Source organism: Tumebacillus avium, assembly GCF_002162355.1.
Lineage (GTDB): Bacteria > Bacillota > Bacilli > Tumebacillales > Tumebacillaceae > Tumebacillus_A > Tumebacillus_A avium.
This window is the reverse complement of record NZ_CP021434.1, coordinates 3,693,185-3,705,438: the sequence shown is the minus strand read 5'-3', so window position 1 is coordinate 3,705,438 and position 12,254 is coordinate 3,693,185. Positions and strand designations below refer to the sequence as shown.

General features: G+C 60.2%; 5 protein-coding genes. 1 reads left to right on the top strand and 4 read right to left on the bottom strand.

Annotated features, from left to right (window positions below; all coding sequences use genetic code 11):
* Positions 1–330 precede the first annotated feature (330 nt).
* Positions 331–795 (top strand): GNAT family N-acetyltransferase, encoded by a 465-nt coding sequence (locus tag CBW65_RS18035; RefSeq protein ID WP_087458016.1) that lies wholly within the window; start codon positions 331–333, stop codon positions 793–795.
* Positions 796–849: 54 nt separating this feature from the next.
* Here CBW65_RS18035 and CBW65_RS24345 read toward each other — a convergent pair whose 3' ends face one another.
* From CBW65_RS24345 to CBW65_RS18020, 4 genes are read right to left on the bottom strand one after another with little or no spacing between them, the layout of a single operon-like run.
* Complete coding sequence (locus CBW65_RS24345) at positions 850–999, bottom strand: hypothetical protein (protein WP_157722039.1); 150 nt, start codon at positions 997–999, stop codon at positions 850–852.
* Positions 1,000–1,025: 26 nt separating this feature from the next.
* A complete protein-coding gene (locus tag CBW65_RS18030; protein ID WP_157722038.1) occupies positions 1,026–2,474 on the bottom strand; it encodes a condensation domain-containing protein in 1,449 nt (482 codons plus the stop codon).
* 22 nt (positions 2,475–2,496) lie between these two features.
* On the bottom strand, positions 2,497–6,780 hold the full coding sequence (locus tag CBW65_RS18025; RefSeq protein WP_232463358.1) for a type I polyketide synthase: 4,284 nt from the start codon (positions 6,778–6,780) through the stop codon (positions 2,497–2,499).
* Positions 6,781–6,782: 2 nt separating this feature from the next.
* Complete coding sequence (locus CBW65_RS18020; RefSeq protein ID WP_198299647.1) at positions 6,783–12,164, bottom strand: non-ribosomal peptide synthetase; 5,382 nt, start codon at positions 12,162–12,164, stop codon at positions 6,783–6,785.
* Positions 12,165–12,254 lie beyond the last annotated feature (90 nt).

Sequence of the window (12,254 nt, the reverse complement as noted above, 5' to 3'; positions counted from 1 at the left end):
AATATATTAAATCAGAATGTAAACGGAAATACTCACACGGAAGCGATGGTCGGCTCAGGAAGATTTTTCATTTACAAATCGTCTAAAAAATGCGTCAGAAAACGGTCACCCGCTGCGTATCTATAGCAAGCGGTTACGGTTGGCGGGGCTCGAGCATAACGAGTTGAGTTCCCTCTCACGCGTTGCGTTTCCCGCCAGCCTATCCCTTGACATCTTCATAAACTTCCTTCTTGTGATGAGCACATGACCTGTGGCGCAGGTCGTGTGCTATTTTTTTGTGGTATACTTTTGGGAAATACTAGCGATTGAGAGAATGAGAGGAAGTCTGGCATGATCACTTTTGAAAAAGCCCGCCCGCAAGATGCGGACAGGCTGGCGGAGGTCGCCAAGAGGGCGTTTGCCGAAGATGTTGCCAAATATGGATTTGGCCCGCCGGGGCATGATTCGGCCGAAGAGCACCGGATGTTTATGTCGCATGCGCATTATTATAAGATTCTGGAGGATGGGCAGATCATCGGCGGTTTTTGCCTGATCCAAGAGTCGCCGTCCTGTCTGGAACTAGGCATTATCTATGTCGACCCTTCCCTGCAAAGCAAAGGGATCGGCAGCCAGGCGATGACCTTTATGCACGAAGAGTTCCCGCACATCACGCACTGGAAGCTCGACACCGGCTTCGAAGCGTATCGCAACCACCACTTCTACCAAAAAGCCGGCTACACCATCGTCGGCAAGACCGAACCTGATGCAACCGGCTATCATAAAATCGTGTTTGAAAAGCTGCTGACAGGACAATAAGGAGTCGACATTCCCCTTGCCACATAAAAAAGCACCCTTCATCGGGTGCTTTTTTTACGCCCAGGCGTCATCGCTTTTCTCATGCGGCAATGACGGCACGCGGCGGTCTAACTCTTCCAGCGAATATTCGCCTTCCACGTTTTGCTTCAGCTCATCATCGGGCGGTGCCTGATTGGCTTCGCTATGCTGCTTGTTTTCTTCCATCAAAGATCGCTCCCTGCGTCGTGGTGTCACGCATAGAGTGTGCAAATTTTGCCTGCGGGATTCTCGATGATTTTTGGCAGCATCCGAAGCCAGTTCGCGGCGAACTCTCCCACCGTCGCGTCGAGAAACAGATCCGGGCTGTACTCGAAAAAGCACTCCAGCCCGCACTCGCGCTCGACCAGGCCCACTGTGAGATCATATTTCGCCGTTCCGGCATCCAGCAGGTCATAGCGGATCTCCAAGCCCGGCAGTTGCAACGGGCGGTCGTCAACATCGACGTAGACGAACATCGCCTGGAAGACAGGATTGCGGCTGGTGTCCTCAGGCAGAGCCAGCGCTTCCTGCAACAGGCGAAACGGCAGTTCCTGATGGGCAAACGCTTCGACGGCCGTCTCGCGCACGCATTTCAGCACGTCGAGAAAACTCAGTTGCCCGTGCAACTGTGTGCGCAAGACGGAACTGGTCAAAAAGTACCCGATCACGCGCTCCGTCTCTTTCCGCCCGCGATTGGCGACCGGCGTGCCGACCAGGATGTCCTCCTGCCCGCTGAGCCGGTGCAGCAGCACCTGAAACGCCGCCAAGAGCACCATAAACCCAGTTGCCCCTTCCCGCTGCCCCACCGCTTTCAATTGATCGGCCAGCTTTTCGGGAATCGTAAAAAACACGCGCGCCCCGCGATGCGACTGCACCTGCGGGCGGGGAAAATCGGTCGGCAGCTGCAACACATACGCACTGCCGGCCAGCTTTTTTTGCCAATAATCGACCAGCTTGCCGCGCACGTCACCCTGCAAATAACTCCGCTGCCACTCGGCATAGTCCGCATATTGAAGGGCCGGCGGAGGCAGTTTCGAACCTTCCCCCTGCAAAAACGCCCGGTAGTGCTCGGTCAGCTCCTCAAACACGATGGAAAACGTCACCCGGTCGGTCACCAAATGGTGCACCGTCAGCACCAGACAGCTTTCCTGCTCCGACAGCCGCACCAGTTTCACGCGCAGCAGGGGCCCTTTTTCCAAATCGAACGGGCGCTTCACTTCTTCCCCGATCGCTTGCTGCACCGCCTGTTCCAGCTCCCCCTGCGGCGTATAGGTCAGATCCGCTTCAGCCACTTGTAACAGCAGCTCGGGCAGCACCACTTGCCTGACCTCGCCGTCCACGACGCGAAACACCGTCCGCCACGCTTCGTGCCGCCGGATGATCTCATTGACGGCCCACTCCATCGCTTTCAGTTGCAAGCTGCCTTTGAGGCGGATCGCGCCGTACACGTTGTAGGTGGGCAGATCGGGCGCTTCTTGGTGCAGCTGCCACAGCCGCTCCTGATCGAACGACAGCGGGCTTGGGCGGTTGTGTTCGCGGCGCGGAATCTGCTGTGCCGCCCGCTCGCTTTGCGCGGACATGGTTTTGCGCATCAATTGCTGCTCAAACAAAGCGCGCTGCTCCGGTGACAAAGCGGCCAGCCGCGCTTGCAAATTTTTCATTTCTTGCTCCCCCATCCCCCGCTCACTTGCTGGTCAAAATGGCCCGCGCTTCCTCGGCCGACAACGTCTCGATCTCCTCCAACAGCGCTTCCAGCTCATCGAGCCCGGTTTGCTCAATCTGCTGGACGACGATGCTGTGCGCGAGCCCCTCCACCGTCGGCGCATCGTACAGCAGGCTCATCGGCACGTCCAGCCCAAAGGCGCTGCGCAGGCGCATCACCAGTTGCACGCCGAGCAGCGAATTGCCGCCGAGTTCAAAGAAATTGTCCAGTACAGAGATCGGCTCGACCTGGAACAGCTCTTGCCACAAGGCGGCCACCGTCGCTTCCACTTCGTTGCGCGGCGCGACATACGGGCGTTCCCCGGTGCGCGGCGCAGCGGAGACCGCTTTTTGCAGAGAAGACAGGTAGGCGGAGGTGTGGAAAAATGCCAGTTCGTCGAGCGCCGCTTGGAAGTCTTGCGTTGACACGACCACCTGTGTCAGCCCGCTTCCCAGCACCCTCATCAACGCCTCCCAGCCTTCATCGGCCGACAGCCCAAACCGCTCTTGCAACTCCTGCAAATGCTGCTGCAGCTCCGGCAAAATCATCGTCTGCGCACCCTGCCACGCATCAAACTGCCAGCCGCTCCAGTTCACGACCACCGTCCCCGGACGGCTCCGCGCAAACGCATCCAGAAACGCGCTCGCCGCCGAATTGTCAACTTGGCCAAACCCGCCGGTAAAGGAGATCGTCCGCGAGAAGAGGGCGAAAAAGTCGAGCGGGCAGCCAGCAAGCAGTTCGTGCAGCACGAGGGTCCCTTGCACTTTCGGACGCAAAACACGCGCTGCCCCCTCCCGCGTCTTGAGCTGGATCAGGCCGGAGCCGATCACTTCTTCAGCGTGGATGACCCCGTGGATCTCGCCAAATTGGGCTTGGGCCTGCGCCACGATGCGCTTCATCTCGGCCCGGTCGGCGACATCAGCGTGGAAAAAGAGGTGCTCGGTCGCGATGTGCGGGCGAGGTGTGCCCGGCTGAGCGATGAGGACGAGTCGGGCCTGCACCGTTTGGGCGAGATGCTCGGCAAACTTTTTTCCTACTTCATGGCCCGCTCCGGTGAGCAGATAGACCCCGTTTTGACGCAGGTGCGTCTGCTTTTTTAACCGCACCTGTTCGAAGGTCTGCACATAGCGGTGTTTGCCTCGGTAGGCGACAAACGTTTCTTCAGCCTCCGTGGCGGTGAATTCGGCGATCAGTTGCCCGACCAGTCGGTCTTCCTGAGCTCCGAGCATCACGTCCACGGCGCGGCATTTGAGATTGGGGTACTCTTGCGGGATGACTTTGACCGCCCCGAGCAGTGTGGCGCGCTCCGGGAACAGCACTGCGTCGTCCGTCACATCCTGCAGGCAGTTCGTTACGGCGAAAATGCGGCAGGAGTGGCCTTCCAGATGCTCACCAAACGTCTGGGCGAGTGAGAGCAGGGAGTAGAAACTCGCATCTGGCTCCTCCTCCGTCAAGCTCTGCAAGTGCACGATGCGCGAAGGGGCGGTGTTTTTTAGCAGCTCGGCAAATGCTTCGCCCGGCGCGACGGTATGCACTTCCTCCCCCATGTCTCGCAGCTGGCGAACCAGCTTTTCGCCAAATCCTTGCGCGTCGAGGAACACGAGCCACTTCTGCCCTGTTTCCGTCTCCAGCACCGGGGCGGACTGCTTCCAGGCGGGCAGGTAGAACCAGTCGACGGGGTCGGCGAGCTTGCCCGCTTGGCGGAACGGTTTTTTCACGCCGGTCGCGACGTAAAACTTCTTGCGCTCAAACGGGTAGGTCGGCAAAGGCAGACGCAAGCGTCTTTCCCCGGCATGCAGCGCCTGCCAGTCGATCTTGACGCCATGCAGCACCAGCTTCCCCACCGTTTCCAGCAGAGCGGTGAGAGCGGTCTGTTTCGGACCAACTTCGACGATCACGCAGTTCGGCTCCTGTTTCACCGCTGCCAGATTGTCGGCAAAGCGCACCGTCTCGCGCAGATGCCGCACGTAATAGGCAGGATCGGTCGCCTGCTCCGGCGTGATCCACGTCCCGGTGAGATTGGACAGATACGTTTGCTGCGGCGCATGCAGTTCCACTTGCGCCACCGCCTGGGCAAACTCCTCCAGCATCGGCTCCATCATCGCCGAATGGAAAGCGTGCGACGTTTCCAAGCGGCGACAGGTGATGTCCTGCGCGGCAAGACGTGTTTCCAGCTCTGCGATTTCTTCATACGTCCCTGCGATCACCGTCGACTGCGAACCGTTTACCGCCGCCAGAGAAAGTGACCGGGAATTGTTGAGGAACTCCCACGCTTCCTGCTCCCCCAGCGCCACGGCGGTCATCGCCCCAGTGGGCATCTCCTGCATCAATCGTCCGCGCGCGGCGACGAGCTGCAGCGCATCTTCCACCGACAGCACCCCGGCCCGCGTGGCGGCGACATACTCGCCGACGCTGTGCCCGATCATCGCCTGCGGTTCCACGCCCCACGACTGCAACAGCGAGGCCAGCGCGTACTCGATGATGAACAGGGCAGGCTGTGTAAACTGCGTCTGATGCAGGTTTTCGCTCGCCAATAGCTCTCGCACTTCGCAGCCAATATACGGCAAGGCGATCCCTGACAAGCGGTCGATCTCCTCGCGAAACGCCGGGAAGCATGCATAAAGCTCCAGCCCCATGTTCACCACCTGCGACCCTTGCCCGGAAAAAAGGAACACGACAAAAGGCTCCGCACTTGCGCTGACCACCCGCGCCTGCTGCAACAGATCCGGCGCACGCAGCTCACGCACCGCTTCGTCCGCATCGCGGCACACCAGCGCCAAACGGTGCGGATGCAGGGTGCGCCCCGCTTGCAGGGTATACGCCACATCGGCCAGCTCCGCTTCCGGATGCAGCTCCAGATGTGCGGCCAGCCGGGCCGTCACGTCTTCAAGCGCAGTTTCCGTCTTCGCGGATACCACCAGCAGATGATGCTCCTTTGCCCCATTCCCTTTTTCCACCGGGGGCGCCTCTTCCAATATCACATGCGCATTCGTTCCGCCGATGCCAAACGAACTGACGCCGGCGCGGCGCACCTCGTCCGACTTCCATTCTTGCAGTTCCCCGCTCACATAAAACGGCGAGTCTGCAAACTCAATCTGCGGATTAAGCTCCTGCACATGCAAGGTCGGCGGAATCATCCCGTGCTTCAGCGACAAGACCGCTTTGATCAGCCCTGTCACCCCGGCCGCCGCGTCGAGGTGGCCGATGTTGGTTTTCACCGATCCGACCGCGCAATAGCCGGTTCGCTCCGCCCCCGATTCCCGAAACGCCTGGGTCAGCGCCGCGATCTCAATCGGGTCGCCCAGCGCCGTTCCCGTGCCGTGCGCTTCGACATAGGAGATCGTCTCCGGCTCCACCTCGGCCATCACCAGCGCTTCGGAGATCACCGCCGCCTGCCGTTCGACGCTTGGGGCAGTAAAGCCGACTTTTTGCGAGCCGTCATTGTTCACCGCCGAACTGCGAATCACCGCATGGATGTGATCTCCGTCCGCCAGCGCCTCCTCCAGCCGCTTCAACAGCACCACGCCGGCTCCGTTGCCGATCACCGTGCCTTGCGCCTTGGCGTCAAACGCCCGGCAATGCCCGTCCGGCGACAAAATGCCTCCGTCCTGATACAGATACCCTTCCATCTGCGGATCTTTGATCGCCACACCGCCCGCCAGCGCCATGTCGCACTCATAGGTCAACAGGCTCTGGCATGCCAGATGCACCGCGACCAGAGATGTCGAGCATGCTGTCTGCACGGTGAGCGCAGGTCCCCGCAAGTTCAGCTTGTACGCCACCCGCGTCGCCAGAAAATCGGCGTCGTTGCCGATCAGCGCCCCGTAGTTGCCAACCGCCTGTACCAGCTCGGGATGGTTGTAGAGATGATTGACATATGTATTGCGCCCTGCGCCGCCAAACACGCCCACTGCGCCGTCAAACTGCTGCGAATCGTAACCTGCCGCTTCCAGCGCCTCGTGCGCGCATTCCAAAAAAATCCGCTGCTGCGGATCGGTCACTTCCGCCTCTTTGGCGAGCATATCAAAAAACGCCGCATCAAAATGATCGGCACCATCGAGCACAGCTCCCCGTTTGACGTAAAAAGGATCGCTCAAAAGCGACGGGTCAACACCCGCCGCTTTGAGCTCCTCCCCGGTGAGGGAACGGATCGATTCCGTTCCCGCGCACAAGTTGTTCCAAAACTCCGCCAGATTGGCAGCACCCGGAAACTTTCCGGCCATTCCGATGATCGCAATTCCTTGCAAAGACGCTCTTGTTGTCAAAATTACTTCCTCCTGTCTTTTCGGAACTGTTTCTGTCTGTTCAGCGCCTCCTTCTTGCGATTCGCCTTGTCGCGCAGCTGCTCCGCCTTTTGCTGCGGTTCCGCTTCCGCTGCATCGCCGTGCAAGAAGCCGGCCAGCGCGTCGATCGTCGGATGCTTAAACATCTCCACGATCGAAAACTTGCGCAGGAGCTTTTCCTGAATCAGATGATGCGCTTTCGCCAGCGACAGGGAATGCCCGCCGAGGTCAAAGAAGTTGTCGTAAATGCCGACCTGCTCCACCCCCAGCGCCTCCTGCCAGACCTCGGCCAGTTGCCGCTGCAGTTCATTTTTCGGCGCGGCATACTGCGTGCTGACATCGCGGCGTCCGCTCTCCGGCGCCGGCAGGGCGCGGCGGTCGATTTTGCCGTTTCCGGTCAGCGGGAACGCGTCCAGCTGCAGGAACGCAGACGGCACCATATACTCGGGCAGGCGGTCTTTCAAATGCGTCCGCAGATCGCCGCCGGTCAGCGTTTCGCGGGCCACGAAGTAGGCGACGAGGCGCTTCTCGCCCGGCTCATCCTCCCGCGCCAGCACGAGGGCTTCGCGAACGGACGGATGCTGTTCCAGCGCCGCTTCGATCTCGCCGAGCTCGATGCGGAAACCGCGCACTTTGACCTGATGATCGATCCGGCCGAGATACTGCAGCTGCCCGTCCGGCTGGAAGCGCGCCAAGTCGCCCGACTTGTAGAGCCGCCCCGGGCCAAACGGATTTTGAATAAAACGCTCAGCGGTCAGCTCGTCGCGGTTCAGATAGCCGCGGGCCAGCCCCGCCCCACCGACATACATCTCGCCCGGCACGCCAATCGGCACCGGCTGTCCCTGCCCGTCGAGCAGGTAGACTTGCAGATCGGGGATCGGCCCGCCGATCACGCTGCCGGTCGCCGACTCAACATCCTGCAGAGTCAAGGCGCGGTAGGTGACATGGACGGTGGTTTCGGTGATGCCGTACATGTTGACCAGCACCGTCTGCTCGCCATGACGCTGATACCACGGTTTCAGGCTAGGCAGGTCGAGCGCTTCCCCGCCAAAGATCACATAGCGCAAGGCGAGATCGCCCGAGACGCCACGCGCTTCTTCCGCTGCCAGCAGTTGGCGGAACGCGGACGGCGTTTGGTTCAGCACCGTGACGCGCTCTTTGACGAGCAACTCGTAAAACGCCTGCGGGTCGCGGCTGCTGCCATACGGCACGACGACCAGTTTGCCGCCGTAGAGCAAAGCGCCCCAGATCTCCCAGACCGAGAAATCGAACGCATAGGAGTGGAACAGCGTCCAGACATCTTTTTCGTCAAAATGGAACCAGTGCTCAGTCGCGTCGATCAGGCGCACGACGTTGCGGTGTTCGATCAGGACGCCTTTCGGAAGTCCGGTCGAGCCCGAGGTGTAGATGACGTACGCAAGGTTGTCGGATGCCGCACCGCTGTCGGGGTTGGCGGTGCTCTCTTGGGCGATGTTGTCCCAGTCGCTGTCGAGCGCGATCACTTTCGCCGCTTGCTCGGGCAAGGTCGGGAGGTATTTTTCCTGGGTGAGCAGGACGGGAGCTTTTGCATCTTCCATCACATATGCGATGCGCTCCGGCGGATAGGTCGGGTCGAGCGGCACGTACGCCCCGCCCGCTTTTAAGATCCCAAGCACGCCGATGATCGTCTCCAGCGAACGCTCGACGCACAGCCCGACCAGCACTTCCGGCCCGACGCCATAGCTGCGCAGGTGGTGTGCCAGTTGGTTGGCACGCTGGTTGAGCTGGGCGTAGGTCAAGGACTGCTCTTCAAACGCCACCGCAATCGCATGCGGTGTCCGTTCCGCCTGCTGCTCGAAGCGTTGGTGCACGGCAAGCTCCAGCGTGAAATCGGCGTCAAAATCGTTCCAGCCGTACAGCACCTGTTCGCGCTCAGACGCGGTGAGCATCGGCAGTTCGGAGACGCTCCGCTCCGGCGCTTCGGTCAGCCCGCCGAGCAGTTGGGCCATATGGCCGGACATGCGCTCCATCGTGGCAGCGTCAAACAGGTCGGTGTTATATTCGAACGCAGCCAGAAGTTCTCCGTCATGCTCGGTCATGGTCAGCGTCAGATCGAACTGTGCCATTTGCTGCGGGAGCGGATAGCCTTCCAGAGGAAGTTCGCCGTCCACTCGTACACCTGCATCCTGCACCGCCATCGCGGTCAGGCCGTCGTTGTCGAGGTGTGATTTTTGCAAAACAAACATCGCTTGGAACAGCGGCGGGTAGCTCAGGTCGCGTTTCGGGGCCAATTTTTCCACCAGCAACGGCAGCGGGTACTCCTGATGATCCAGCGCGGACAGCACGGTGCCCCGCACTTGTTGCAGGAACTCGCGGAACGACGGGAGGTCGGACAGATCGCCGCGCAGGACGACCGGGTTGACGAAATAGCCCACCGTCTGGGCGTCTTTCGCGCTGCTGCGGCCGGCCGTTGGCGATCCGACGAGGATGTCATCCTGCCCGGTATAGCGGTGCAGCAGCACTTGGTAGGCTGCCAGCAGCGCCATGTAGAGGGTGGCGCCGTTCGCTTGGGCGAGCTCTTTGAGCTTGCGGGTCACAACGCCGGCGACGCGGAAGCTGTGCGAGGCGCCGTTGTACGTCTGCACCGGCGGGCGCGGACGGTCGGTCGGCAGGTTCAGCACAGGCAAGGTGCCGCCGAGCTGCTGTTTCCAGTAGGCGAGCGAGGCGTCGCCATTCGCTCCGGCGAGCATCGCAGCCTGACGAGCTGCATGGCTACGGTAGCTGTCCGGCTGCGGCTGTTCGACTTCGATCTCGACAAGATCGCCGCGCTTCAATTGCGGGTACAGTTCACGCAGTTCCTTGACCAACACCGCCAGCGACCAGAAGTCAACGATGATATGGTGCATGACGAGCAGCAAAACGTGCTCCTGCTCGGAGCGCTGCAACAGGTAAACACGCATCAGCGAGTCCTGCTCCAGATCGAACGGGCGATTAGCGTAGGAAGCCAAGCGTGCGGTCACTTCCGCTTCGCTTGCGCTGCTTGCGTCTTCCACTACAAAATACGCCACGTTGTACTCCTGCGCCTTCTGCACCGGTTCCCCGTCCTGCATGACAAAGTTCATCCGCAGTTGCGGATGTCTGCGCAGGAGCACCTCAAATGACCGCTTCAGCGCCGCCACATCCAGCTCGCCCGGAATGCGCACAGCACGGGCGATGTTGTAGGCGGTCGACTCCGGAGCCAGGCGCTGCATAAACCACAAAGCACGCTGGCCGTAGGAGAGTTGGTTGGATTCGGCAAGGTCAGGCAGTTCGGTCGCTTCTTGGGCAGGTTCTGTATTTTCTACCTGCGCCAATACCACTTCTGCCAACTCCGAAACACTCGGCCCGTCAAGCAGGCGTGCCAGTGGCAGCACTACCCCAAAGCCCTCTTCCACTTCGTTTTTCAGCTCGACGGCCATCAGCGAATCGAGGCCCACAGCATTTAACGACTGGTCGGTCGACAGCTGCTTCGAATGAATTTTCAGCACCCCGGCCGCTTTTTCCAACAAATAAGCTTCCAGCGCCGCTTGGCGGTCTTCCGCTGCGATCGCCAGCAATTGCTCACCGTTCAATTCCGCCGCTTCCGTCTCTTGCCCGTCGCCCTTGGCCGTTCTGCCATCCAGTGAGCTTTGCAAGAGCACTTCCAGCCCGCCGTGCAAAAATCTCTCTTTGCACAGATGACGCTGGATCTTGCCTGACGAGGTTTTGGGGATGCTGGCCGGCTTGATCAGCACCACCGCATACACCTGCAGCTCGTGATGCTTCGCCACCGCCTGGCGGATGCTGGTCGTCACTTCTTCCAAGTTCGACTTGCGATGCGCCCGCTCGATCTCCTGAACGATGACCAGCCGCTCTTCGCCCTCGATCTCCACCGCCACAGCAGCGCCAACGCCCGCTGCGACCGCCGGATGGCACTCGCCAACCGTAAACTCGATGTCTTGCGGATAGTGGTTGCGTCCGCGGATGATGATCAGGTCTTTCAGCCGGCCTGTCACATACAGCTCGCCGTCATGAAGGAATCCAAGATCGCCCGTCCGCAAAAACGGCCCTGCTTCTTCCACTTCCAGATACGCGCCAAACGTTTCCTCCGTCTGCTGCGGGCGGTTCCAATACCCTTGCGCCACGCTAGGCCCGGACACCCAGATCTCGCCGACCTCGTGCTCCGCCGCGCGCTCCATCGTCTCCGTGTTGACGATCGCGATGTTCTGCTCGCACAGCGCAACGCGCCCCGAGCTGACCAGCGTCCGCGTCGTGTCATCCGCCGTCTCCAGCAGGACGACCTTGTTCTGCTCCAGCGACTCGCCGTCAAAATCCCGCACGACCGGCAGTTCCTGCTTCACGCCGCCGGAGACAAACAGCGTCCCTTCCGCCAAGCCGTAGCACGGATAAAACGCCTCTTTGCGAAACCCGGCCGGCGCAAAATACTCCGCGAACTTCTGCAAGGTCTCATGCCGCACCGGCTCCGCTCCGGTAAACGCGTTCTCCCACTTGCTGAGATCAAGCGTGTCGCGCTGCTCCGGGGTAATTTTTTGCACGCACAGCTCGTACGCAAAATTCGGCCCGCCGCCGAGCGTCGCCCCGGTGCGGGAGATCGCTTCCAGCCAGCGCAGCGGTTTGGTGATAAACGAGACGGGCGCCATCAGCGACATGTGGTACCCGCCGTACAACGGCTGCAAAATCCCGCCGATCAAGCCCATATCATGATACGGAGGCAGCCAGACCACGCCTTCCGTCTCTTTGGTGATGCCAAAACGCTCGTGAATCAGCGCCAGATTGTGCAACAGGTTGCCGTGGCTGAGCATCACGCCTTTCGGGGCGGATGTCGACCCTGACGTGTATTGCAAAAAGGCAAGGGAATCCTTGCCAATCACCGGCTCTACCCAGTTAGACGACAGATCGGCCGGCAAAGTATCGGTCTCGACCCACTTTAATTCGGACAGGCCCGGCGTGTCGGCAAACCGCTTGGCAATGCCCGGCAGAATGCCCGACGTGGTCAGCGCAAAGCGGGCCGACGCATCGGACACCACCGCCTGCAGGCGATCCAGATTGCCGTTTTGGCGCGGCGGATAGGCCGGGACTGCCTGCACGCCGCCGTATAAACAACCGAAAAAGGCGACCAGATACTCCATCCCCGGCTGGTACAAGAGCAGCGCGCGCTCCCCCGCCGCTCCCATCCCCTGCAGAGCAGCGCCGAGCGCCCGCGCCTTGCGGTCAATTTCCTGATAGGTGTACGCTGCTTGCTCTCCGTCTTCCAGCAAAAATGTATAAGCCAACTGCTCCGGCTGCTCGACAGCCCGCCAGCGCAACAAGTCGACAAGTGTATGGAACATCGTGGATGTATCCGCCATGTTTTTTCTTCCTCCGTCCATCCTGAATACTGATTACAAACTATAAGTCGTTCTATATATTAAATAATACAACTTCAATAACTAAAAACC

What these genes read in the sequence shown, in the direction of transcription:
- CBW65_RS18035 (WP_087458016.1), top strand. Translation starts at nt 331, where the DNA reads ATGATCACTTTTGAAAAAGCCCGCCCGCAAGATGCGGACAGGCTGGCG.
- CBW65_RS18030 (WP_157722038.1), bottom strand. Translation starts at nt 2,474, where the DNA reads ATGAAAAATTTGCAAGCGCGGCTGGCCGCTTTGTCACCGGAGCAGCGC.
- CBW65_RS24345 (WP_157722039.1), bottom strand. Translation starts at nt 999, where the DNA reads ATGGAAGAAAACAAGCAGCATAGCGAAGCCAATCAGGCACCGCCCGAT.
- CBW65_RS18020 (WP_198299647.1), bottom strand. Translation starts at nt 12,164, where the DNA reads ATGGCGGATACATCCACGATGTTCCATACACTTGTCGACTTGTTGCGC.